The sequence below is a fragment of the Flavobacterium cellulosilyticum genome, assembly GCF_004349355.1.
In the GTDB taxonomy this organism is placed as follows: Bacteria; Bacteroidota; Bacteroidia; order Flavobacteriales; family Flavobacteriaceae; genus Flavobacterium; species Flavobacterium cellulosilyticum.
This window is the reverse complement of record NZ_SMFK01000003.1, coordinates 357,049-383,244: the sequence shown is the minus strand read 5'-3', so window position 1 is coordinate 383,244 and position 26,196 is coordinate 357,049. Positions and strand designations below refer to the sequence as shown.

Sequence of the window (26,196 nt, the reverse complement as noted above, 5' to 3'; positions counted from 1 at the left end):
TCTTAAAAACAGTAAAAATGAAAAAAAATAAATATATTTTCTTGTTTGCTTCTGTTATAGCATTTCAATTTTTTGGAAGTTGCAATAGCGATAGTATAGATAAAGTAAATGCTTCAATTCCATATGAAAAAATTGGGGGTTATGAAAACTCAGATGATGTCGCTGCTTCAAGTTTAGTGTCAAAATTAAGTTTTGAAAATAATCTAACAGATTTAAAAGGAGCGATTACAGGAGCAATTGCTACAAACGTAGGTTTTGTAGCGGGTAAAAAAGGAATGGCCTATTCGGGTTCAAATTCTCAACACCGATATGCTGTTGCAAATGCTTCCGCAGCAATTACAGGTTTAAATGATTTTACATTTTCCTTTTGGATGAACACTGCAAATACTGTTCCTGATGGGGGAAATCCAGGTCAAGGGAAAGGCGCTCAAGGGATTTTTACAATTGTAAGACCAACGCAATTTTGGGGAGGTTTAAATTTCTTTCTAGAAAATCCAGATGGTGCATTTCCAAATAGACTTAGATTAAAAGTTGATTTAGAGAATGGTAGAAATGGTGTTGCATGGGGAAGTCAAGGAGTGATCGTGAATTTGGATAATGTTTTAAACACTTGGGTTCACATTGTTATTTCCTATAGCTCTACCACTAGTAAAATATCTTTTTACACAAATGGTGTTCCTAGTGCTAACGTAGGTAGTTTTGCTTACGCACCTGCTGCAGGAGTGGTAGGTACTGCACCTTTATATGCAGATAATCCAGGTAGTATTGACAATAGTAATAATGCTCCTAAATATGGTGCCTTCCAAATGGTAGGAACTAACGGGAAAATTGTTTTTGGTACACATCAGTTTGATACTACACCACCTCAAAACAATGGTGGCCCACAAGGTTGGGCAACCAGTTATGCTGGCTTATTAGATGAATTTAGAATCTATAAAGCACCACTTTCTGCTAATGAGGTAAAAGCCTTGTATCTTTTGGAAAAAGACAACAGATAATTATAAACAAAACGCACCTGATTGTAATTAAAAATCAGGTGTGTTTATATTCAATTTTAACCATACAACGATGAAGAATTTCATATTTTGTTTGATCTTTTTTAATTTTTTCAATTCTTGTTCTTCTTCCTCTGGAGGAAATAATGGAGGAAATGGCGGTACACCATTACCAACAACTCCAACAACTCCTGTAGTTGTAATTCCTTTAACGGATACCGAAGCCATGGATCAAGTCCAAAAGGATGCCATAAAGTATTTTTGGGATTATGCCGAAACCAATTCAAAATTAGCAAGAGAACGCTATCTAACAGATACTCCTAGTTTTGAAGCCAATATTGTAACTACAGGTGGTTCCGGTTTTGGGTTAATGACACTTATTGCCGGTATTGATAGAGGTTTTGTTCCCAGAGCAGAAGCGGTAACAAGACTTACAACAGCCTTAACTTTTCTGGAAAAAGCAGATCGGTTTCATGGTGCGTGGTCTCATTGGATTGATGGAACAACAGGGCGTGTTATTCCTTTTGGAACCAAAGATAATGGCGGAGATATAGTAGAAACTTCTTTTTTATGTCAGGGATTATTAACCGTTCGCGAATATTTCAAAAACGGAAATGTTGCTGAACAAGCATTGGCTGCCAAAGCCGATTTTCTTTGGAAAGGGGTAGAATGGGATTGGTATACTAAAGGTGAAAACGCCATGTACTGGCACTGGTCTCCCAATTACGGTTGGGAAATTAATTTTAAGTTAGAAGGGTATAACGAATGTTTGATTACCTACATTTTAGGAGCTGCATCACCAACGCATCCTATTCCTGTTGCTGCATATCATCAAGCTTGGGCTAGAAATGGAGGAATTGTAAATGGAGGAAGTCAATATGGTGTTCCAGTAATTTTCAATTATAATGGGGCAATTGGAAACGTGGGACCTATGTTTTGGGCTCATTATTCTTATCTAGGCTTAGATCCAAACAATTTAACAGATAAATATGCCAATTATTGGGATTTAGTTGTCAATCATTCTAAAATTATCAACAAATATTGTATTGCCAATCCAAAACAATGGAAAGATTATTCCGATAAATGTTGGGGCTTAACAGCAAGTTACTCCAGAAATAGTGATGGAACCACAGGTTATGCAGCACACCAGCCAAATAATGATTTAGGAGTAATTTCGCCTACCGCGGCTTTATCGTCTTTTCCTTATACTCCAACGGAATCCATGAAGTTTCTTCATTATTTATATGATGAAAACAAAGCAACTTATGTGGGTATTGCAGGACCATATGATGCCTTTTCCCCTCAATATAATTGGGTTACACCACGCTATTTAGCAATAGATCAAGGTACAATAACTCCCATGATTGAGAATTACCGTTCAGGTTTATTATGGAGATTGTTTATGAATGCTCCAGAAATTAAACCAGGTTTGTTGAACCTTGGTTTTCATTCCAGTAAATATAATTTTTAGAGCATTATGAGGTATATAGTAATGGTAATTTTGTTTTTATTTTCATGGAATTCTTTTTCGCAATCAGAAGTAAATGGAAATATAAAAACAGAAATAGTGCAAGAATTCCAATTGGGTTATGCATTACACATTCCAGCGAATACCAAAGAGAAAAAGCCATTGATTATTTTCCTGCACGGTTCGGGTGAAAAAGGAACAGATATCGAAAAAGTTAAAGTACATGGTCCTTTAAAATACATAAAAAATCACAATCTCGACGCTTATATTTTAGCTCCGCAATGTCCTGAAAATGAAGAATGGAATAATGAAGTATTGTACCGTTTGATTATGAAAATTCAAAAGGAATACAACATTGATCCCAACAGAATTTATCTTACAGGATTGAGTCTTGGAGGCTGGGGAACTTGGAATCTTGCTTTTGCACATCCAACTATGTTTGCGGCAATAGTGCCAATTTCGGGATTTGTAGATTTAATCCAATTGGAGGAAGCATGTAAAATTGCAGCTGTTCCAACTCGTGTTTTTCATGGTCTGATGGACGATGTTGTAAATCCAGATTATGCAATTACAATTTATAAAGAACTAAAAAAATGCAATGCCAATGTTGAACTAACCCTTTTTGATGATGCAGGTCATGATAGTTGGTCACGCGTATATGATAACCAAGAAATATACGATTGGATGTTTAAACAAGTAAAAAAATAAAATATGAAAAGTAAACTAATTATAATACTCTTATGTTTTTCGTTTTTTGGATATAGCCAAAAAAAGGAGAATAAAACAGCAATTAAAATCAAACCCAAAGCCGAGTTCATTTCCGATTTAATGGCAAAAATGACGGTTGACGAAAAAATCTATCAAACAGTACAATTCACTTCAGACGGAACAGTTACAGGACCAAAATCCGGAGATAATTTTATCACACGTATTCAACAAGGAAAAGTAGGCTCTATTTTGAACGCTACTGGTGCCAAAGAAACAAGAGAAATTCAACGCATTAATCTAGAAAATTCAAGGTTAAAAATTCCTTTGCTTTTTGGCCATGATGTAATCCATGGTTATAAAACTATTTTCCCTATAAATTTAGGAATGGCTTCTTCTTGGGATCCCAAAGCGGTAGAATTAGCAGCGCGAATTGCCGCTACTGAAGCAGCTTCTGGCGGGGTTCATTGGACTTTTGCCCCTATGATAGATATCACTCGTGACGCAAGATGGGGAAGAGTTTCTGAAGGTTCTGGCGAAGATAGTTTCTTGGGAATCCAATTGGCTATTGCCAATGTAAAAGGTTTTCAAGGAAATGATTTATCAAAAAATAATACCATTTTGGCCTGTGCCAAACATTTTGCAGCTTATGGCGCCGCAGAATCTGGTAGAGATTATAACACGGTAGATATTTCAGAAAGAGGTTTGCGAGAAACGTATTTACCAGCTTTCAAAGCTTCGGTGGATGCAGGTGTAAAAACTTTTATGACTGCTTTTAACGAAATCTCGGGTATTCCTTCAACGGCTAATACGTATTTGATTCGCAATGTATTAAAAGGGGAATGGAATTTTGACGGTATGGTAGTAACGGATTATACTGGTATCAACGAAATGGTGGCTCATGGTTTTGCCACTGACAATAAAAATGCTGGCGAATTAGCTATGAATGCTGGTGTTGACATGGATATGGTTGGCGGAGTGTATATGAATTATTTGAAGCAATCGTATGACGAAGGCAAAGTTACTTTGGCTCAAATTAATGATGCTTGCAAAAGAATATTGGATGTGAAATATGATTTAGGATTATTTGAAGATCCATATCGTTATTCAGATGAAGCCCGAGAAAAAGCAACGATTTACAAACCTGAATTTTTAGACGCAAGTCTAGAAGTAGCTAAAAAATCATTGGTTTTACTAAAGAACAACAATCAAATTTTACCACTAAAAACCAATCAGAAAATTGCTTTCGTGGGACCTTTAGTAAGTGACGAATTTAATATGATTGGTTCTTGGGCAGCACTTGGAGATCGAACAGGTTTAGCGACAAGTGTTAAAGAAGGAGTAACGAATTATTTGAAAAACAGTTCCAATGTTACCTTTGATCAGGGAGTAGAAATTCAAAGTGCCAAAAGAGATTGGATCCAAAAAGCAATGGAAAATGCAAAAAAAGCCGATGTAATTGTGGCAGTTATGGGAGAAAGAGAGAATATGACAGGCGAGGCGGCTTCTCAAACTAATATCGATTTGCCAGGATTACAAAAAGAGTTTTTGGCCGAATTAAAAACATTAGGGAAACCCATAGTTTTAGTACTTCTTAACGGAAGGCCATTGACACTTACATGGGAAAATGAAAACATGGATGCGATTCTTGAAGCTTGGTGGCCAGGAACTCGTGGCGGTGATGCAATCGCTCAAACACTTTTTGGAGCCAACAATCCAAATGGGAAATTGCCTATGTCTTTCCCTAGAAATGTAGGCCAATTGCCTTTATATTACAATCATAAAAATACAGGAAGACCGTATTTAGGACTTACTGATCCAGAACAAAAATACAAATCACGTTACACAGATGTTCACAATAGTCCATTATTTCCGTTCGGTTTTGGATTGAGTTATACGACTTTTGAATATTCAAATCTTACAATTGCTGCTGATAAAATCAAGTTTAACGAAAAAGTAAAAATCAGCGTAGATGTTAAAAACAGCGGTAATTATGATGGTCAGGAAGTAGTTCAACTTTACATCCGAGATTTGGTTGGTTCTGTAACCAGACCCATAAAAGAATTGAAAGGATTTGATAAAATATATTTAAAAAAGGGAGAAATAAAAACAGTGTCATTCGAAATCTCATCCGATGATTTAAGATTTTATACCCTCGATATGAAATTCGAAGCCGAAGCTGGAGCTTTTGACGTATTCGTCGGCGGGAATTCAGACACAGACAAGAAAGTTAGTTTTGATTTGGTTAAATAAATTTGGTTAGTTTATTTAGTAAATTTCCTCCAGTATTTTTTGCTGGAGGTTTTTTTACTTTTTTTAATTGCAATCAATGACTACTTTTTCTACATTTAATAAAAAAAAACACACAATGAAATATTTCCTTTCCCTTTTATTAGTTTTTGCGATGAACATTGGTTTTTCGCAAAGTATTCCATCTCCTTCCAATAAAATAGTTGTCAATTTTAAATTAACAGCTAATGGTCAACCGTCTTATTCGGTTAAATACAAAAATAAACCAGTAATTTTAGAAAGCACTTTAGGAATAAAACTAAAGGATAAACCAGCATTGGATGCCAACTTTGTAATTGATTCTGTGAAAACGGCTACATTCAACGAAACATGGAAACCCGTTTTGGGAGAACAAGCCTCTATTGTAAATCATTATAACGAGAAAACAATTGCACTTAGTCAAAAAGATTCTCATATAAAAATGAATATTATTTTTAGAGTTTTTGACGAAGGAATTGCCTTTAGATATGATTTCCCAAAACAAAAAGACTTGAATTATTTTATTATTTCTGATGAGGTATCTCAGTTTAATTTAACCGAAAACAATAAAGTTTTTTGGCTTCCTGGAGATTTTGACAGTCAGGAATATGCGTATAATGAAACCTCATTTTCGGATATAAATACCCAAGCCATAAACTTAAATAATGGTATTGGAGTTAAATCCATTTCTGGTAAATATGTGGTTCAATCCCCATTAATGATGAAATCTCCTTCGGGATTGTATCTTAATATATTTGAAGCTGCAGTGGTCAATTATCCTATTATGCACCTTGATGCAGATGTGAAAAACAATAAATTAACATCTCATTTGGTTCCCAATGCCATTGGTGATAAAGCCTATTTACAAGCGCCATGTGTTTCACCATGGAGAACCATTATGATCAGCGATGATGCCAGAGATATTGTAGGTTCTAAGATGATTTTGAATCTAAACGATCCTTGTAAAATCGAGGATACTTCTTATATTAAACCAATGAAATATGTTGGGATTTGGTGGGAAATGCACGTTGGTAAATCAACTTGGGATTATGCCGGTTCTCAAAATGCTCAAAATTCACTAACTCAGGATTTATTACCATCAGGGAAACATGGTGCCACAACTGAAAACACCAAAAGGTATATTGATTTTGCTGCGAAAAACGGTTTTGATGGCGTTCTTGTCGAAGGTTGGAATACAGGTTGGGAAGATTGGTTTGGGAATTGGAAAGAAGAAGTTTTTGATTTTACCACTCCTTACCCAGATTTTGATATTGCCGAAGTGGCTGCTTACGCCAAATCAAAAAATGTAAAAATGATTATGCACCACGAAACGTCAGGTTCAGTTGCTAATTATGAACGTCATTTAGATCGCGCTTTCGACTTGATGAAAAAATACGATTATCCAGCAGTGAAATCGGGTTATGTTGGCAAAATTATTCCTCGTGGTGAATTCCATGATGGTCAAACCATGGTCAACCATTTTAATTTTGTAGCCAGACGCGCCGCCGATTACAAAATTATGATCAATTCTCATGAAAGTACTCGTCCTACGGGTTACAGCCGTACGTATCCAAATTACATTGCTGCCGAAGCAGCTCGTGGCAATGAATTCAATGCTTGGAGTACTGGAAATCCTCCTATGCACGAAACGATTTTGCCTTTCACACGATTGCTTGGTGGTCCAATGGATTATACTCCAGGAATTTTTGAAATTAAAATGAGTTATTACGACAAATCAAAAACTGAACAAGTGCATACCACTTTGGCAAAACAACTGGCCTTATATGTAACCATGTATTCGCCTTTGCAAATGGCGGCCGATTTGCCTGAAAACTACGAAAAATATCCAGATGCTTTTCAGTTTATCAAGGATGTTGCGGTAGATTGGCAAGATTCAAAATACCTCGAAGCGGAACCGGGAGATTATTTGACAGTCGTTCGAAAAGCTAAAAATTCAGAGAAATGGTTTCTAGGCGCTATCACTGATGAAAATGCTAGAAAATCTGAAATTAAATTGGATTTTTTGACCAAAGGGAAAAAATATAAAGCCATTATTTACGAAGATGCAAAAGATGCCGATTGGAAAACAAATCCAATCGCTTACAAAATATACACCATAGAAGTTACCAACAAATCAACAATCAAATTGAATTTGGCTCCTGGTGGAGGAACAGCCATCAGTTTCGAACCCATTAATTAATTTTTTCATGAGCCAAATCCTGCTATCCATTTCAAGCAATTGCGCAAAAATCTTTTTTTCTATTTCCAAAAAAAGAGCTTCTTTGGTCGCTTTTTTTTGGCAAGAAAAAATAGATTTTTCACCCAATTGGCTTTCCATTGCTATCAGGGCTATGCTATTTGTTTTATTGATGAACAATAGCGCTTTTGCCCAGCAAAAAACCTATTGTAATCCCATTAACATTGATTACGGCTATTGCCCAATTCCCAATTTTGTAACTCAAGGAAAACACCGAGCAACGGCCGATCCAGTTATTACTTATTTCAAAGGAGAGTATTATTTATTTTCCACAAATCAATGGGGATATTGGCATAGCAAAGACATGCTCGATTGGCAATTTATTCCAAGGAAATTTCTTCGTCCTGAGCATAAAGTATATGATGAATTGTGCGCTCCATCGCTATCTTTTGTAAATGACACTTTATTGGTTGTGGGTTCCACCCACACCAAAGAATTTCCCATTTGGATGAGTACAAATCCATCCAAAGACGACTGGAAGGAACTCGTTCATAAATCCGAAGCAGGAGCATGGGATCCTTCTATTTTTTGGGACAAAGAAAAAGATGAAGTTTATGAATATTATGGTTCCAGTAATTTATATCCTTTGTATGGCGTTCAATTAAATCGAAAAACCTTTCAACCCGAAGGAGAAGTAATTCCATTAATTGCTTTGAATGATTACGAACATGGATGGGAACGCTTTGGCGAAAATAATGACAATACTTTTTTGCAACCTTTTATGGAAGGGGCATTTATGACCAAACATAAGGGGAAATATTACCTGCAATATGGCGGACCAGGAACCGAATTTAGCGGTTATGGAGATGGGGTATATGTAAGTAAAAATCCGTTGGGACCTTTCGAATATCAATCGCATAATCCGTTTTCATATAAACCAGGTGGTTTTGCCAGAGGCGCAGGTCATGGTGCTACTTATGAAGATGCAAATGATGATTATTGGCATGTTTCAAGTATTTCTATTTGTACCAAAAACAATTTTGAACGGCGATTGGGTATTTGGCCAGCCGGTTTTGACAGTGATGGAATTCTTTATTCGAATACGGCTTATGGAGATTACCCGACTTTTTTACCTTCGCAAAAGAAAAACCATTTGAATGCAAATTTTTCAGGATGGATGTTATTAAATTATAATAAAACCGTTCAAGTTTCCTCCACTCTTGGTGGTTTTCAACCCAATTATGCCGTAAATGAAGATATAAAAACCTATTGGTCTGCAAAAACGGCTGACAAAGGAGAATATTTCCTATCTGATTTGGGCGAAAAAAGTACCATCAACGCCATCCAAATAAATTATGCCGATCAGGATGTGGAATTGATGGGAAAACCAGCGACGACAACGGGTCATAAATACATTTTATATTATTCGGATAATGGGAATAATTGGAAAATTCTTGTAGATAAAAGCAAAAACACTAAAGATGTTCCTCATGATTATATTGAGCTTGAAAAACCGATGCAGGCGCGTTATGTCAAGATGGTCAACATTCAAATGCCAACAGGTAAATTTGCTTTAAGTGGTTTTAGAGTTTTTGGAAAAGGAAGTGGAATTGCTCCCGGAATTGTCAATAATTTTGTTCCCTTGAGAACTGAGCCTAAGAAAAAAGGAGAGCGACGCAATGTTTGGTTCAAATGGCAACAAGAACCTTTGGCAGATGGATATGTGATTTATTTTGGTAAATCACCAGACAAATTGTATGGTTCTATAATGGCATATGGAAAAAACGAATACTATTTTAACGGCATGGATCAATCAGATGCTTATTATTTTCAGATTGAAGCATTTAATAATAATGGAATAGGTCCACGTACCGAAATCAAAAAATCAGAATAAAAATCAATTTGTTTATAATTTCATGAACAAAACACTCTTTTTAACCGTTCTGTTTTTTTAGTATTTTTACTTTTTTTCCAATCAAAAGAGGCAAAAAACCTCGAATAAATTTATAAATCAACATAAACTAATGCTAGATTTTTCATGGTTGTATTTTTTGTCCAATTCAATTGGAGCGTGATAGTCTGGGGCGGCCAATCCTGATAAAGAATTTCAAGTCACTAAATCACAGCTTGGAACTATGGAATTTTGTATTGTATATCGTCATGAAATAATGATGCCAAAGTGGGTTCGTCGTGCAAAATAAAATGGCTATATTTTTGATAATATAAATAAAAAGAATATTCCTATTTGTGCACTTGGAGGTTCGGTTGAAATACCCAAAAACGAAATTACTGCCAGAGTTATAGCAGTAAAAAGTATAAAAGCGCTAGTAGCATTAGACGAAAAAATAAAAGGTAAAATTGTGCCTTGTAATCGACCGATGGAATAAGAAAACATCGAAACATTCAAATCTTATGGAAGTTTTGTCGATCAAAGATTTGCCGGAGCAAAAGAAGCTTCAAAATATGGAGCAGTTGTTACAATTTTTCGTTTGATGAATTTGCGATTAGACGATTTTCCAAATACATTAACTCAAAATTAGGGTGATTTCAAAAAGCGCAATGTACCAGCCTTAATGGATATGATGGATCAAAATGGAATTAAAAAACTGGAGTAAATAAACTAACTGAACTGACATAAAAAAAATATCCTCTGTCATATTTATGAACTTGAGGAATTTTTTCGTCTATTTTTTAAATTTTTTAGAAATGTATTTAGATTTTTTTTTAAAATATTTAGTTACCCTATTTTCTATTGAATACTATCTTCTGCCTTAGTTTTTTCTGCAATAAGTCGCAATGTTTTAATAAGAGTTTCCAGATTTACAGGTTTGGTAATGTAATCGTTCATGCCTGCTTTTATACAAGCATCACGGTCTTCGGATAATGTGCTGGCAGTCATGGCTACTATGTTAGGTTGATATTTAAGATTTTTTCTAATATGGCGTGTTGCTTCCAGTCCATCCATTATTGGCATTTGTACATCCATCAAGACAAGCTGATATGGTTTTTCTACAAGTATATCTACAGCTTCTCTTCCATTATTGGCTAGTTTTGGCTGATAGCCAAGCTTAGTTAATACCCTCATTGCCAGTTTTTGGTTGATTAGGTTATCTTCTACCAAAAGAATGTCTAAAGGATAGGTTTCTGCAAAATCTTCCGAGAATAATGGCTGTTTTTTTTCTTCCTGTTTACAAAGTAGGCTTTGATGTTTCAGTTCAGTTTGTATTAAATTAAACAATTGTTGTTGCTTAATAGGTTTTGTTAGTATAGAGTTAAATAAGTGTGAATGTTTTGTTCGGGTTTCATCTCCTATAGAACTTAACAGGATAATTGGTACCTGTGGAATCTTTGTTCTCATTGCTTCGGCTAATTCAGCACCATCCATTTTTGGCATGTTCATATCTGTGATGATTAACTGGAACTTGCCTCCATTGTCTATAATTTCTAATGCCTCTTTGCCTGAGGAAGCAAGAACAGGAGTTAGATTCCACATCTCCAGCTGAGATTTAAGAATATTCAGGTTAGTGGTATTATCGTCTACCACCAATACTTTTTTGCCTTCATTTTTACTTGTGTTAAAATTCACATATTGTCTTTGAGATTTATTACCAGGCTTACTTTTGATAGTAAAGCTAAAAGTAGAACCTTCACCCATCGTACTGCTTACGGTTATGTCTCCCCCCATAAGCTTTATGAGCCTTTGACTTATGGCTAAGCCTAAACCTGTTCCCCCGTATTTGCGTGTTGTTGAAGAATCAATCTGTGAAAATGCAAGAAATAAATTTGGAAGTTTTTCTTCAGGAATACCGATACCCGTATCTTTAACTTCAAAAAGCAATTCAATATTATTAGTGTCTTCGTTTGCAAGACTCACTTTGATAAATACTTCACCTTTGGGTGTAAATTTAAGTGCATTATTCAATAAATTAATCAGTATTTGTCTTAAACGCATATTATCGCCAATGATTTGAACTGGAACTGAATTATCAATCTGGTAAACAAGATCCAGTCCCTGTTCAGCAGCTTTACCAGCAAGCAGATCCATCACTTGCTCAATGCATTGGCGAAGGTTGAAATCTTGGGTTTCAAGTTCTAGATTTCCTGATTCGATCTTGGAAAAATCCAAAATATCGTTGATAACTGATAGAAGTGTATCTCCGCTGGCTCGAATGACGGTAACATATTCCTGTTGTTCGTGATTGAGTGGAGTTTCTTCGAGTAGGGATGTCATACCGATAACACCGTTCATTGGAGTTCTGATTTCGTGGCTCATAGTGGCAAGGAAAACACTTTTTGCCTGACTCGCTTTTTCGGCTCTTTCCCTTTCTTTCTCCAGGGCAATATTTATAGTCTTAAGAAGTTCAGTTTGAGTTTCTAATTCTTTTGCCTGATTAACAACTTCTTCGGTGCGTTGTAGTACTTGTTTTTCCAATTCAGCCTTCTGGGCGCTAATCCCTTTAACTCGGGAATAATATAAACATAGGGCACAGCCAATAACGGTTAGTGCCGAAAGTATTCTAAACCACCACGTCATCCAAAAAGGAGGAACTATATTAATTTTTATTGACGTACCTTCTTCATTCCATACCCCATCATTATTCGAGGCTTTTACCCTGAATGTATATTCGCCTGGAGGAATATTGGTGTAGTAAGCGTTTCTGTTTTTACCAATATAAACCCAATCCTTATCAAAGCCTTCTAATTTATATGCGTATTGGTTTTCCTTGGTTCTAGAAAAATTTAAAGCTGCAAAATCAAATGAAAATTCAGATTGTTTATGTGTGAGAGTAATTTCCTTGACTTTATTAATTTCCTCTTTTAGTGGAGAATTTTCAGCTCCAGGAATTACGGATTTATTAAATAATTTAAAGTTTGTTATTAAAACAATAGGAGTCTGTTTATCGAAAATAAGTTTTTGGGGATGGAATATATTAAATCCATTTAAACCACCAAAAATCATTTCTCCGCTTTTAAGCTTGAATGCAGCTCTTGGTAAAAGTTCATTATCATCAAAACCATCATTTATGTTGAAGTTTTTGAAAGATTTGGATTCAATATTAAATTCTGAAATTCCACTATTGGTGCTTAACCACAATGAGCCTTTATCATCCTCTAAAATACCATTAATGAAATTATTGGCTAGTCCATTTTTTTCGGAATAGTGGGTGAATGTATTGTCGGCGTTAATTCTGTTTAAACCAGCTTGAGTGCCAACCCATAAATTTCCTTTTCTGTCCTCGTATAGGTATGAAATTAAATTATCACTTATACTTTTACTATTTTTTGGGTCATTTTTAAATATTTTATATATTCCTTTTTCTTTATTAATTTTAATCAACCCATCTTGAATTGAACCAAGCCATAAATTATTTTTGCTATCAATATAAAAACAATTTATTCCCAGATAAGGGATATTTTTTCCTTCCCAATGCAAGCGATAAAATTGATTTTCATTTCTATTATATTTATAGACCCCGCTACTGAAGGAAGCAATATATAATTCACCTTTTGTATCTTCTTTAATATACCATATATCTCGAATAGGTGTTTTTATATTTGTTATAGGATCAATTCCCTCGTATGTTATATAGGTATTTTTATCTGTATTAAAAGAGAGTAGACCTCGTTCAAAAGTACCAATCCATAACTTTTTATACCTGTCCTCAAATAAAGAAGTAACAGTGCCTAAGCCAAGTCCAGCGGTTCGTGTGTTATAATGTTTAAATGTTTCTGATTCTCGATTAAACAAATCAATCCCGTTTCTTGTGCCCAGCCAAATATTATTTTTGGAGTCTTGATAAATGCTAAAAACTTCTCTGCTTCCCAAGCCTTCGGGTTTTCCAGGGTTGTAAGAAAAATTGGGGAATTTAGAAATTTTGGCTTCCTTCATAGAAAGACCTGATATACTGCCTACCCATATATTATCTTTCTCATCAGCAAAAATTGCATTGAGACCATTATCAAGAAGTGAATTGTTGTCAAAAGGATCGTTTGTATAATTGGTAAAAGTGAAGGTTTTTTTTTCTAATACGCTGATTCCAAAATTAGTAGCGATCCAAATTTTACCGTCTTTGGCTTCACAAATCTGTGGCACAAAATCGCCTAGAAGACTATTTAAATCAGTGATTTTGTTTTTAAAATGGATAAATTTTTTAGTTTTTTTGTCAAAAAGATTTAAGCCTCCAAACGCAGTGCCTATCCAGACCTTACCTTCAGAATCAATAAAAATAGTTCTAATTGCTTTTATACTTAAACTATTAGGATCTTCGGTCTGCGTATAATCAGTAAAAATTTTGCGGTCTTTACTGATGACTGTGATACCCTGTTCAGTACCTATCCATAAATTCCCTTCCCTGTCTTCGTTAATAGCTCTAATAACGGGACTTATAAGTCGATTTTTTGCGATATTGTCAAAATATAAAAGCTTAAATTTTTTGGTCTCTCGGTTGAAGGAGTATAGTCCGCTACCTTCTGTTCCAACATAAAATATGCCATTATGATCTTCAAACAAGCAGGTAACTCGGTTAGAACTTATCTGGGAATTATATTTGTATATTGTAAAAGTATCCTTTTTGTTATCATATACGTTTAAAGCACCATTATCTGTACCCACATATAAAACGCCTTTTTTGTCTACATAGGTAGTCATAATGTTATTACTACTTAAGCTTCCTTTTATTTGAGAATGGTTTCTGTATATTTTAAAAGTATAGCTATCGTATTTATTAAGCCCGTCTGCTGTACCTATCCATATAAACCCATCATGATCTTTGATTATGTTTTTAATAAAACTTTGTGAGAGTCCATCTTTTGATGTTTTTCTAGTAAACTTTACTTTTCCTTGTGAATATCCTTTTTGAAGGTTAGAAAGTAATAATATGGTTATTAGAATTAGAACAAATGAATTTCTGAATGTTTCATTAAATACTTTCTTAATAGAGAAAAAACATAATGATTTTGTTTTTTGGTAGGGCATTGTAGTAGGTTTGGGGTTAATAGACAAAATATTTTTCTCAATTAGAACAATATTAATTGGGTTGTCATATAACAAATATACTAAAAAATCAAGGAGGTTATAAAGTCAATCATTAACTATGATAATCAATCCCTAATTTTCGAACAAAATCAATTTCCTTGGATAATTTGGCATCTGAATTTCGCTAACAGAATTAGAATTTAAACAAAGTGGTTTTTGAGTTTCTGTTCCAAAAATAACTTGGAATTACTATTTGTCTTTTCATGATTAAAAATCACCTTTTCTACAAATAACTCAACCACCATTTTTCTTTGTGGGATTGTTTATAATTATCAAATTTTTTACAAATAGGGTAGAGCAGTAAAATAATTCCAATCCATACCGCATAAACTACCGAAAGCGGAAATCCATATCCTTTTAACGCAGTTACTTCAGAAACCCAAGTTGGCAAAATCATAATTTTCCAACCAAATCCTGTAAGTTGTGCAAATAACAGGGCAAAAAGGTGGATCACATAGATATGTATGATATAATAAAAGAAAGGAACTCTACCAAATGTACTAAAGAAATCAACCACTTTTCCTTTCAATTTTTCGGAGTTTGCCAAAAACAAAATTGTACCACTCAATGTCATTAATAAATACAACAAGGATGGTGGGTATTTTGAAGGATTTAAAAACGAAATCAAATCTTTTGAAATAGTACCGTAATCTTTCCACGGAATCGGGTCTCCGTATCGATTTATAAAACGAATGAACACAAATAATAGTAATGCTGATATACCGATGCGATTGAACACTTTTTTTCTTTTAAGGATGTCATAAGATTTATCATAAAAAGATCCAAAATAATACCCCAATGACATTACTGCAATCCAAGGAATAATGGGATAATATACATTTAAATGGTGGGTTTCAGAAATATTAAAAATGGCATATTCATGCAATATAGCCCATAATACATTTCCTGTAAAGTGAGTGGTGTCCAGTAAATTATGTCCAAAAATAACTAGAATACTGAAAACTAAAATAATTTTTTTTGGTAAATGAATTAATGCCGCTAAAACAATCATACTTATTCCTAAAGACCAAATAACAATTAAACTAGGGTTTCTAAAGGAAAGATCAAAATACCATGCAAAATTGACAATCGTTAATTCGATAAATACCAACCAAAGTCCTCTTTTTACAAGAAAACTAGACAATTCAGATTTAGATTTTCTTCTCCCAACTAAGCAAGCAGAAAGTCCTGCCAGAAAACTAAAAGCGGGAGCACAAAAATGGGTAATAAATCGTGTAAAGAAAATGGGTAATGTGCTTTTGGTAGGATCTGTCGGATCAAAATAGAATGCCGAATAATGAAAATAATCTCGAGTATGGTCAAGTGCCATTATCACCATTACCAGTCCTTTCAAAAGATCGATGGATAGAATTCGTTGTGGTGCGTTTTTGTTTTCCATATCTTATAAACTTAGATCGCTATATAATTTTTATTTTCCAGCTTGAAGTATGCCTAGCCATAAATTGTGTTTTATTTATTGTATTTATATTGCAATGAATAAAAATCCCTCCTCCCAAAAAGTATTATTTTGAAAGGAGGATTTACTGTTTTATTAGAATATTTTTAATTTACACTTGTATAAAAATCAATTACAGGTTTGCCAATTACACCTCCATCCATCATTATTTTTTTGAGAGCAGGATCAGCAAGTCTCGCTTTTGCTTTTGCCATATCGCTTACTGCAAAAGTGATGTATATCATATTGGGATCATCAATATTTCTTGAAATTGCTCTGTCTATAAGTCCGTGTGCCGCTCTAGTATCTTTTCCTTCGGCATCATAGACTTTAAGCCAAGCATCGAAATCTTTTACTTTATGCCCAACTCTAATTCTGTCTTTAAATTCTGCTGGTGATTCTTCAAAGCGTAAAACATCTGCATAAATATAGTCTGGTTTACTGATTACACCGCCTTTTTGCATCGCTTCTTTTAAGTTTGGACTTGCAGCAAAATCTTTGGCTTTTTGTAAATCGTCTATTTCTAAAAAAATGAGAACTTTGTTTGGATTTTCCATATCTCTCCCCAGTGCCCGTAATGAAATACCATTAGCAGCTCGCATACTTTCGTGTTCGTCAAAAGATTTTTTCCATGTATCAAAATCTTTTACGATATGAGTTACGGCCATTACTTTAAAGGGTTCAAATGCAGGAATTGCCTCGGCTACTGGAGCTTTTGTTTCTTCTGCATTTGGTTCAGTTGTAACTTCTTTACCACTTTCTTTTTTACAAGAAATGAAAGTGAACATCGCCAAAGCGATAATTGCTGTAATAATTGATTTCATTTTTTTGTAATTTAAATGTTAATAAAAATTCTCGTTTCTAATTATGTTTTTAAAATTGTATTTGCATCGACATCGTAATGGGTTCTAATACGGTGTGCTTGTCTTTCAAATGTTGATTTTTCGGGTCGTTGATGATTGCTCCAAGCAATTCTACATTATCAGTTTCAATTATTATTACAACCGAATTTGGATTATCTACATCTTGAAAAGCATTAAAACTATTAATTGCAGGTGCAAATATTTCAAGTCGTTCTTGTTGACCTTTTTTCCAAACATCAAAATCTTTTACTTTGTGACGGACTACTACTGTTTTCATTTTTTTGTGATTTATAGGTTACTAATTTGTTTACTCGTTTTTACTTTATGCATTTTTAATTATTTTATTTATAAGCAATTGCTGCACTTGCAGGACCAGCCAATGCTAACAATGAAGTAGATTTAAAACCTATCGCTTTTGTCCATTTATTGAATTCAGCAAATGTAAAATCAAATCCATTTCCGGTTTCGATGAGCATATTCAAACTCATCATCAAACCAAAAACATTTTGCATTCTTTCGTCATCAATTATGTTTTCAATAACTACTAAAGCACCACCATCGGGCAATGCATCAAAGGCTTTTTTAATTAACATCAGCTTGGTTTCTTCGTCCCAATCGTGCAAAATATTTCCCATTGTAATTATGTCCCCTTTTGGGAATTGATCATTGAAGAAATTACCAGCATTTGTTTTTACACGATTTTGTAATTGAAAATTTGCAATAGTTTCGTTGGCAATGGGAGTCACTTCAGGCAAATCCCAAGTAATACAATTTATATGCGATTGATGTTTTGCAACCATCAAGGACAATAATCCTGCTGAACCACCAATATCTACTAAGGTTTTATATTTTGAAAAATCAAATTTTTGAGCAAAAGCTATAAAACCACCCATTTGAATTCCACTCATAGCTAAAATAAATTCTTTCAAACGGACTGCATCAGCATATAAAGCATCAAACAAATTTTCGCCAATTTTTATTTCATTCTGTGGAAGTCCTGTGAGTAATCCTTCTTCAAGATTACCCCAAAAACCATATAATCTATTATTTAGCATTTCTAATATGCCACCAATGTAGGTTGGTTTGTTTTTGTCAAGAAAAAAGTTAGTGTTCAGGTTGTTAGAATACCTTGCAGATGCTAACAAACCTTCCCGTTTTAGAAAGCCAAAAGCTGTAAGAGCATCTAAAAAATCATATACATTTCGGATGGTACATTGAAACCCAAATTTCGACTTAATATCAAATGCCGACATTGATTTATTTTCGACAAGTACAGTGAAAAGTTCAAATTTTACAGCACTCAAAAGGATTTTTGAGGCCCAAAATCCAGTGCCAATTTGCATAATACTTTCGGGTGACGGATGATTCGCTGTTTGTTCCATTTTTCGTGCTTTTTGTATGTTTACTCTATTCTGTTTTCTGATTTTGAAATACTATTGCGTTTATTTATTTCCAACACTATTTACTTCAATCCAATAACCGTCGGGGTCTTGAAGATATATTTGTTTGATTCCGTCTGCTCGGATATTTACATTATTTAGAGTTCCTGGCCAATCAGAATACCGAATATTCTTTGCTTCTACAATTTTAACAAAGGCATCGAAATTAGATGTTGTCAATGCAAAATGAACTTCTTTATTAATGGTAACGGCTTCTTTTAGAATAGAAATAAGGTGCAATTCTTTTCCTTCTCCAAGTGAAACCATCGAATACCCTCCTTTTTTGTTTTATTGGTAATTTCCTTAAGCTGTAAAACATCTTTATAGAATGCAGCCGAATTGTCCAGGTTTTTTACCGATAATGCAATATGATTAAAGGTAAATCCTATTGTTTCTTGAGCGTTTATCATTCCAAAAAAGGCAAAAGCAATCAGGAAGTAGTTTGTTTTTTTCATTGTACTTGATTTTATTAGAATAATTATTTGAAGTTTCACATAGACCTAAAAGGATTTATGTCTTTTCCCTAACCAAAACTTGAGTTTGTTTTTCACCATTTTCATTAACTGATGAAATTGTTAACTTAACTAAACTAGTCGGTAATAATTCAAAATGAAAAGTAAGTTCCTCTTTTGGGTCTGATCCCAATCGGGTAAAAGTATTATTACCAATGAAATCAAAATTGACTCCGAATAATTCGTTTTTCATCCAAAGTACATTGTCTTTTTTGAAAAATATTTTTTTGATAGTTGAATCTTTTTCATCTGTATAGGTACCGACCAATTTGTCAATAGCGGATGATTCTGCTAATAAACTTTCAGACATACCAATGTTATAAACTACTTTTTTGGTTCCGTTTTTTAAATTTTCAATAGGTAATATTCTTTTTATAGCCGTTGGCAAAGAAGCTGTTTCGTCCTTGGAAATATGTACATCTCCCTTGAAGTAAACTTGAGTCACTAATGGTTGATAACCTTTAGCTGAAATCATCATATGAAAATGGGCTGGACGAAACATTCCATTCCCAATATCGTATGGAACGGGTAAAATCGTTTTAAAGGAATAATTGCCATTCTCATCAGAGAATGAAGTGCCACGATAGCGATATTGCTCAGAAGAATTGTCATAAACCCCATTGGAGTCGCAATGCCATAATTCTATTTTAGCTTTTTTATAAGGTGTACTACAATCTTTATGATAAATTTTACCAGTTAGCAAAATTGTTTCACCTAAATCACCAACAATAGTCAGGTTATTTCTAATAGGACTGTCAGGTCTATAAAAAGGACCTAAAATATCGCTAGTAGTTTCACAGTCACCAATATAATGCTTGCCATCAAAACGTACAAAACCTGTTGTGCTAATTGCAATTGCAAATAGGGAGGTGTTTTTAATAAATATTCGTCTTTCCATTTTTTAATTATTTTAAATTGAATAATTATTCAAAGTTTCTTTCGCGGGTCTAAATTGTATTCCCAATTCTTTTTTAGCCAAATTATTTTTATAAACAATACTTGCTTTTTCCTTAGGTTCTTGGTTGTTGAGCATAGCAGTCATATCAGTGATTTTATATGTTTCACTGGTTAATAAATAATTTTTGCCGTGCAATCCTTTGGTAGTAGCTACTTTATAAACAGCATGAGCCACATCTTCAACATCAACAATGGCAAAAGGCACATCATTATCATAAAGCGCCTGAACAAAAGCATCAGGAGCTAATTTATTTTTGATCAAAAACTGCAAACCTGTTGAGGTAGAATCTTCTCTTTGCGACATGGATTTTCCAGCAACCAAAACAGGGGAAACGGTACTGATTTCATACGATAAATCCGGATGGTCAATAATGAATTGTTCGACTACTTGGTTGGCAATAAATTTGGCTTGTGCATATGGATGACTTTCGGTGCTAGTAAAAGGAGTATCATTTTCATCGAAAGTGTCGGTGAAACTTTTAGTTCCTGCAGGCATTGGAAAATTAGTATTCCAAGCAGCGACTGAAGCAATAAATACTACTTTTTCGATTCCTGGTGTTTGAATAATAACCTCTAAAAAGTTTTCTGTTCCTTTTATAGTTGGATCAAACAATTGGGATTGTGGATTTTGAACGTCTAAAATAAATGGAGTTCCACTATGAATTACAATATCACAGTCGATAACAAAATCTTGTAGTGCGACTTTATCCATCACATCTAATTCGCTAATATGTAAATTATCAGCATGGTTTAGTGTTACAAGATGTTTGTACTTATCTTCTCTTGTAATAGCTGTAGTCGATACTTTTACTAGAAAATGATTATCTAGAAAAGCTTTGGTGATATAGCTTCCTATGAAACCAGAACCACCTATAATTCCCACTTTTTTCATTTTTAATTCGGTTTTAATAAACCTCACAGGTTTGGAATCCCGTAAGGTCTTGAATTAATAATTATTGTAATGCTATATACTTACCATGAAATGGAGTTCTATTTCTGGTTATTTCAATAATGCGGCATTGTAATATGCCATCTCTCTAATTATTTTACCGTCTTTGTCAATATTGTGCTGATAATGAACGGGTAATGCTATTTCTTTTTTATCTGATTTGCGAATCAAATGCCATCTCCACCAAGAATAAACCACACCGTTGTCACCTAATTCATAATGCATATAATCGGGATAACCAATAACTTCTAATCCGACGATGTCAAATGCGTCCAACACTTTTTTGTCAATGGCTTTTTGTTCATCAAGTGACAATGATTTGTTGTCCATACTATTGATATCAGCAAAACGAGCATCATTTGTAAAATAGCTGTAGCTTTTATTTAGGTCTTTTTGTTCAAAGGCGAACAACATGTTTTTTACATTATTGATGTTTTGGTGATGGTTATAAATAGTTCCATTGGTTCTTACTGTCTCGCTGTCATATATTTCCTCATTGATTAATGGGTTATCATAGATGTAAATCGTTTTTATTTTATTGGCTTTATTGATGACGAATGTTCGTTGTAAATTCATATTTACTTTTACACCTGTTTTTGTGTGAACTCCTTTTAACTCGTCCCAAGTTTGAACCCAAACCACATCTTTTTGATTATCATCTTTGTATTCAATAGCATCAGGATAAGCTCCTTTTGCAGTTTTTATGGAAAAATACTCAATACTCTCTCTCCAAGATTTTATTCTATTCAAATAAGACGATTTATCTAAGCCTTTATTAAATTGGTTGCCTGTTGTAGCACTAAATGCTCTAAAATCATCTGCCAAAAAATCATCTATTTTATTTAGGTCTCCATCGTTAATTGCTTTTGTGTATGCCTCAACAACAACTATGGCTGGATGATTAATATAAACGGTTCCATTTGGTTTTTTTTGAGAATAGCTTATAGAAAGGGTGAGCATAAATGCTGCTAGAATTATTTTTTTCATTGCTTCAAAATTTACTTTAATTAATAATTTACCATTATGAGGTTGTTATTTTTTTGGGGTTTCAGCTTGTTTTAACATATCGGTTACGATTTCAGAATTATCCCAATACCCGTCTTCCTTAACAATTTTTCCATCAACAAACTGAGCTGTATTGTGAAATGGTATAATATATACTTTTCCACTAGATTTTAATGTTCCTCTCCAAATACCCCAATAGTTCACCCAAGTTTCATCTTTGTCAGTAATAACCATTTCATAATCAATATCTTTGACTGTCCAAGTAAATAGTTCAGCATCTTTTTTTGCTTTTTCAATAGCTTCTGTTACAGTTTGGGCTTTTTCTTTTACAACATTATTTGCAATTTTGGCACTATCAGCATAATGTTTGGGATAATCCTCCCAATTTTGTGTTTTATAATCCTCCATTACTTTTTTGTAGGTGTCGATTTCTGGAGATTGTTGCGTGTAGCGTTGTTTTTGATTGCAAGATGTAAATAACACTAATGCAAGTCCAAGAATAAATAAGTTTTTCATATCAATAATATATTAGTTGTTTTTTATTTTTTTGCAGCATAACTCAATTCGGGTAGCATTTTGCCAGATAAAGGTTCATAACGGCTAACGGTTTTGAATAAGTCATCGAAAAGTTTTGTTCCTTCATCTCCTATTAGTACGTCATTTTCATCTGATTGTTTTGCATACGATTGTTCGTCTTTAGCAGAAATAACTACAAGGAAAAATTCTTCTAATGTCCCATACCCACTATGATATGCTCGAAAATATTCTTTTGAACCTTTTTTGACATATAAATCTGTGATGGTTTTCATTTTTTCTCTGACCAATTTTGAGGTTGATGGTGTTACAAACAGATAATGGTATTTTCTGTAATTCATACCTTCTTGTGCAGCAGTAGCTCCGTCAGGCATATAGCTTAAGTCTTTAATTAGCGATAAATTAAAGCTGCCATGTTTGTCATAGCATTTTGCATATCGATCTACAAGTGCTTGGAATTTTTCTTTTCCCATTTTGTCTGCCAACGGAGCAAAACTATTTACGTCCAACGCTGCCATATTCGGAATTGCTTCAATAGTTATATAAGTTCCGTTGTCTAATCTTGCTTGCATCCAGTCAGCATCTTGTAAATTGTATTTTTTACATTCAGCAATAAAAGCTTTAGAAACATCGACATATTCTTTCTCCATTGCCGGTTTTACATAGTCTGCATGAATCGTGTACATCTGGTTTTGTGCAACAGTTTTTAAAGGAAATAAGAAAAGAAAAATGCCTAATAACGAGATTGTAATTTTTAATGTTTTCATACTTGTACTGTTTTAGTTGTAAATAGAATTTTAGTAGTTATTAAATAACTTGATACCAAGTGGTTGAATTTGTTTTAGCGTACTTTTTTTATCAGTGTTCCCATATATTTATATTTCATATCGCGTGTTGCTAACCCATCCTGAAATTTCTTGGTTTCTGCTTCACTTATTGTAGAGTAATCGGTCATGTTATTATTAAATAATTGTTTATAATCTTCATACATATCCGAAGTAATATGGGTTGCATAAACATCGCTACCCATAGGCAACATACAACGCATTAAGCCCCAATTCCCCCTGTTTCCAGCTTCAATCTCTTTTTGGGCATATGGCTTAAAAATTTCGTTTTCAAATTTCTCATAATTCTCAAAATTTGCGTCGGAAACTTTCATTAAATTTATTCCTGCTATTGTACCTATAGGCATCTTAAAGTCGTCTTTTGTAGATGCTATTTGTTCTAAATAAATGCGAACAGCTAAGTCTCTTGATTTTGCAGTACTAATGAATTTTTCGTTAAATTCTTCTTCGGACATTTTTGGATATGCTGCTTTTATAGCCGCTTCAAAATTTCCTGCACCGCTCATCATTTTTACTGGATCATTATAAAGTGTAACAGTTAAGTATTGATATCCTTGATCTTTGCCGCCAGGTTGGAGACTCCAAAGATCCCATCCTATAATATCTCCATTTTTTGTTCTTTGTTCTTGAATTTTTTGCCAAAAAGTTTCTGTTTCTAAATACGCCCCTTCTTGGGCAGCTTCAACTTTCATAAATTCAAATAGTAAGTACAGTTTGTTCTGTGCAATAACACTATTGCCAAACAAAATTATTGCGATAAGCATTAGTAATTTTTTCATAATTAATTTTTTAAGTAGTTATTAAAATATTTATTCAATAGTCTAAGTAACAGATAATCAATTACAAACGAAAATGGATAAGGACGAAAATGGATAAATAATGTCCGAAGAGTATGTTTTTTTTATCGGCAAGAAAAAAGGAGAATTATAGATTAACTAATCTGTAACGCTATTGATAATCAGTAAATTATAAATTTAAATTATGAAAAGTTTAGTGTTTTGTATGCAAGGAGAAAATTAAGTTCATAATTTAAAATCAAAAATGATAGTCGTTCCATTTTGTGTTTTTTCTGTCATTGTACCATTTAATTGTAGCGTAAGTAAGGAAATTAATTGCCCTCCAAAACCAGTACCTTGAATGATTGCTGTTTTTCCAACACCGTTATCAGCAACTTCCAAATGGAGATTACGATTGTCATTTTTTTCTAGTTTGATAGTAATTGTTCCTTTGTTGCCATTAGGAAAAGCATATTTTATAGCATTTGTCAATAATTCATTGATGATTAATCCTAATGGAATAGCAGTATCAATGTCTAATTCTAGTTGATTCATTTCCAATTTTAAATCGATACGCTTCCCAGCACCAATACTGTCTAGGATACTTTCGCTGACACTAAGAAAATATTCTTTCATTTCTACTTCACCAAGGTTAGTACCTTGATATAATTTTTGATGTACTAATCCAATAGAATTAATTCGGTTTTGCCCTTCGGCAATGGCATCTTTTATGTTTGGATCATCAATTTTAGCAGACTGTAATGAAAGTAAACTCGAAACTACTTCTAAATTGTTTTTTACACGATGGTGAATTTCCTTTAGAAGTAATTCATTTTCAGTATTGTGTTTGTCTAAAAGATTATTTTTATCTTCCAGTTCATGATTGAAAGCAGCTAATTTTAAATTATTTTTTTGTTTAAGTATTACGTTTCTATAAATAAATACAAGTAAAATGATACATAAAATTAATGCTACAATATATAATTTTTGTTGATTATTTTTTTGGATAAGTTCCTTCTCTTGGTTTATAACATTCATTTTCAGTTCGCTTTCAAGCAGACTTCTTTCATTGCGTTCTTTTTCAAACTTTAATGTTTCAATGGTAAATGCTCTTTGGTAGTGCAATGCTTTTTTGAAATCACCTTTTTTTTCATTTATCTCAGATAAAGATTGAAGTATTTTTATGCCAAAAGATCTAAAATTATTAGTTTCGCAAATTACTTTTGCTCTCCCATAATATTCAATTGCTTTATCATATTCTTTTTTTTCTACGGCAAAATCAGCTAATTGGGTCAACATCATAGGATAACTATCTACGTTTTGCATCTTATATTTTTCGAGCATTTTAATCCCTTTATTGGCAAGATTTTTCGCTCTTAAATATTCTTTTTTATTATAATAATAGTCACTTAAAGTGCAATAATACCAACCATAAGTAAAAGGGTTTTTTAATTTAGGAAGCAACTTTTCAAATTCGTTTACATAAAATGATAATGAATCATTATTTGTATTCATTGCCGAAATTATTTTCTCACTATAAATAGAAGTTACTTCTTGTAAGTGTTTTTTTTGATCTAGTTGCTTATAAAGCGCAAAACTTTTATTGGTTAATTCTGAAGAAGTCTTTATTTCTTCAGGGAGTCCATATCTATTGATAAAATTGGCTTTGTCTTTTAAGAATTTAGCACGTACTTCTGGGCGCGGATCGTTTTGGATTAAATGTAAGGCATTACTGAAAAGAGTAACAGCGTCTTTTAACTCCCCTTTTTCAACTTTAATTGAAGCCCAATTTGTTAAAAGTATGTATTCTATAAATGTGTCTTTTTGATTGTCAGGGATTTGGTTATAGTAATTAATCCCTATTTCAGCAAGTTTGTCAACTTTTGTAAATGGATATGACCTGTTTCTTCTATTTGTTATATCCAAAAATATTTCAGCTAATCTTCGGTATTGAATGGGTTGATTGGTTTCTAAAACATGGGCTGCTTTATCTAAATAGTACACCGTGCTATCTCTATTGAAATTAGGAATTTTCTGGAAATACAATCCTTTATCCTGATATGTTTTGCTCAATTCTAAAACTTCATTTGTTGAAAGTTTTTTATTGTTTTGTGCAAATCCAATAGAAACTATAACTACTAAAAAAGGGATTATGATTTTTTTCATAAGTAGAGTTTATAGATTCTGTAGG

At 33.5% G+C, this 26,196-nt stretch carries 20 protein-coding genes; 6 read left to right on the top strand and 14 right to left on the bottom strand.

What is annotated here, in order from left to right; genetic code table 11:
- Positions 1 to 17: 17 nt before the first annotated feature.
- The 6 genes from E0F76_RS08045 (at position 18) to E0F76_RS08020 (ending at position 9,527) form a co-directional block, all read left to right on the top strand.
- A complete protein-coding gene (locus E0F76_RS08045; protein ID WP_132003959.1) occupies positions 18 to 998 on the top strand; it encodes a LamG domain-containing protein in 981 nt (326 codons plus the stop codon).
- Positions 999 to 1,068: 70 nt separating this feature from the next.
- Positions 1,069 to 2,466, top strand: a complete 1,398-nt coding sequence (locus E0F76_RS08040; protein WP_132003956.1) for a glucoamylase family protein — start codon at positions 1,069 to 1,071, stop codon at positions 2,464 to 2,466.
- Between the two features lie 6 nt (positions 2,467 to 2,472).
- The gene (locus E0F76_RS08035) at positions 2,473 to 3,171 is read left to right on the top strand and encodes a carboxylesterase family protein (protein WP_132003953.1); all 699 of its coding nucleotides are present in this window, start codon (positions 2,473 to 2,475) and stop codon (positions 3,169 to 3,171) included.
- A gap of 3 nt (positions 3,172 to 3,174) precedes the next feature.
- Positions 3,175 to 5,421 carry a beta-glucosidase BglX gene (gene bglX / locus E0F76_RS08030; protein ID WP_132003950.1) on the top strand — a complete coding sequence of 749 codons (2,247 nt, stop codon included), beginning with the start codon at positions 3,175 to 3,177 and terminating at the stop codon, positions 5,419 to 5,421.
- 115 nt (positions 5,422 to 5,536) lie between these two features.
- Positions 5,537 to 7,636, top strand: a complete 2,100-nt coding sequence (locus tag E0F76_RS08025) for a glycoside hydrolase family 97 protein (RefSeq protein WP_132003947.1) — start codon at positions 5,537 to 5,539, stop codon at positions 7,634 to 7,636.
- A 151-nt stretch (positions 7,637 to 7,787) separates the two neighbouring features.
- A complete protein-coding gene (locus E0F76_RS08020; protein WP_132004028.1) occupies positions 7,788 to 9,527 on the top strand; it encodes a family 43 glycosylhydrolase in 1,740 nt (579 codons plus the stop codon).
- An 855-nt stretch (positions 9,528 to 10,382) separates the two neighbouring features.
- On the opposite strand, the gene E0F76_RS08015 is transcribed toward E0F76_RS08020, so the two are convergent.
- From E0F76_RS08015 to E0F76_RS07955, 14 genes are all read right to left on the bottom strand, one after another.
- The gene (locus E0F76_RS08015; RefSeq protein WP_132003943.1) at positions 10,383 to 14,609 is read right to left on the bottom strand and encodes a hybrid sensor histidine kinase/response regulator; all 4,227 of its coding nucleotides are present in this window, start codon (positions 14,607 to 14,609) and stop codon (positions 10,383 to 10,385) included.
- A gap of 283 nt (positions 14,610 to 14,892) precedes the next feature.
- The gene (locus E0F76_RS08010; protein WP_132003940.1) at positions 14,893 to 16,068 is read right to left on the bottom strand and encodes a DUF1624 domain-containing protein; all 1,176 of its coding nucleotides are present in this window, start codon (positions 16,066 to 16,068) and stop codon (positions 14,893 to 14,895) included.
- A gap of 164 nt (positions 16,069 to 16,232) precedes the next feature.
- Complete coding sequence (locus E0F76_RS08005; protein ID WP_132003938.1) at positions 16,233 to 16,949, bottom strand: hypothetical protein; 717 nt, start codon at positions 16,947 to 16,949, stop codon at positions 16,233 to 16,235.
- Between the two features lie 49 nt (positions 16,950 to 16,998).
- Positions 16,999 to 17,265, bottom strand: a complete 267-nt coding sequence (locus E0F76_RS08000; RefSeq protein ID WP_132003935.1) for a hypothetical protein — start codon at positions 17,263 to 17,265, stop codon at positions 16,999 to 17,001.
- Between the two features lie 64 nt (positions 17,266 to 17,329).
- Positions 17,330 to 18,370, bottom strand: coding sequence for a methyltransferase (locus E0F76_RS07995; protein ID WP_132003932.1), 1,041 nt, complete (start codon positions 18,368 to 18,370; stop codon positions 17,330 to 17,332).
- A 60-nt stretch (positions 18,371 to 18,430) separates the two neighbouring features.
- Positions 18,431 to 18,694, bottom strand: coding sequence for a VOC family protein (locus E0F76_RS19610; protein ID WP_246022008.1), 264 nt, complete (start codon positions 18,692 to 18,694; stop codon positions 18,431 to 18,433).
- Positions 18,646 to 18,882: a VOC family protein gene (locus E0F76_RS19605; RefSeq protein WP_246022007.1), complete on the bottom strand. Its 237-nt coding sequence runs from the start codon at positions 18,880 to 18,882 to the stop codon at positions 18,646 to 18,648. Before E0F76_RS19605 ends, E0F76_RS19610 begins: the two co-directional genes overlap by 49 nt.
- A gap of 55 nt (positions 18,883 to 18,937) precedes the next feature.
- On the bottom strand, positions 18,938 to 19,837 hold the full coding sequence (locus E0F76_RS07985) for a dioxygenase family protein (protein WP_132003929.1): 900 nt from the start codon (positions 19,835 to 19,837) through the stop codon (positions 18,938 to 18,940).
- 12 nt (positions 19,838 to 19,849) lie between these two features.
- Positions 19,850 to 20,788 carry an NAD-dependent epimerase/dehydratase family protein gene (locus E0F76_RS07980; protein WP_132003926.1) on the bottom strand — a complete coding sequence of 313 codons (939 nt, stop codon included), beginning with the start codon at positions 20,786 to 20,788 and terminating at the stop codon, positions 19,850 to 19,852.
- Positions 20,789 to 20,896: 108 nt separating this feature from the next.
- Positions 20,897 to 21,832: a nuclear transport factor 2 family protein gene (locus E0F76_RS07975; protein ID WP_132003923.1), complete on the bottom strand. Its 936-nt coding sequence runs from the start codon at positions 21,830 to 21,832 to the stop codon at positions 20,897 to 20,899.
- A 45-nt stretch (positions 21,833 to 21,877) separates the two neighbouring features.
- On the bottom strand, positions 21,878 to 22,366 hold the full coding sequence (locus E0F76_RS07970) for a nuclear transport factor 2 family protein (protein WP_132003920.1): 489 nt from the start codon (positions 22,364 to 22,366) through the stop codon (positions 21,878 to 21,880).
- A gap of 23 nt (positions 22,367 to 22,389) precedes the next feature.
- Positions 22,390 to 23,151, bottom strand: a complete 762-nt coding sequence (locus tag E0F76_RS07965) for a hypothetical protein (RefSeq protein WP_132003917.1) — start codon at positions 23,149 to 23,151, stop codon at positions 22,390 to 22,392.
- Positions 23,152 to 23,225: 74 nt separating this feature from the next.
- On the bottom strand, positions 23,226 to 24,008 hold the full coding sequence (locus tag E0F76_RS07960; RefSeq protein WP_132003914.1) for a hypothetical protein: 783 nt from the start codon (positions 24,006 to 24,008) through the stop codon (positions 23,226 to 23,228).
- Positions 24,009 to 24,251: 243 nt separating this feature from the next.
- Positions 24,252 to 26,171, bottom strand: a complete 1,920-nt coding sequence (locus E0F76_RS07955) for a histidine kinase dimerization/phosphoacceptor domain -containing protein (RefSeq protein WP_132003911.1) — start codon at positions 26,169 to 26,171, stop codon at positions 24,252 to 24,254.
- Between the last annotated feature and the right edge of the window lie 25 nt (positions 26,172 to 26,196).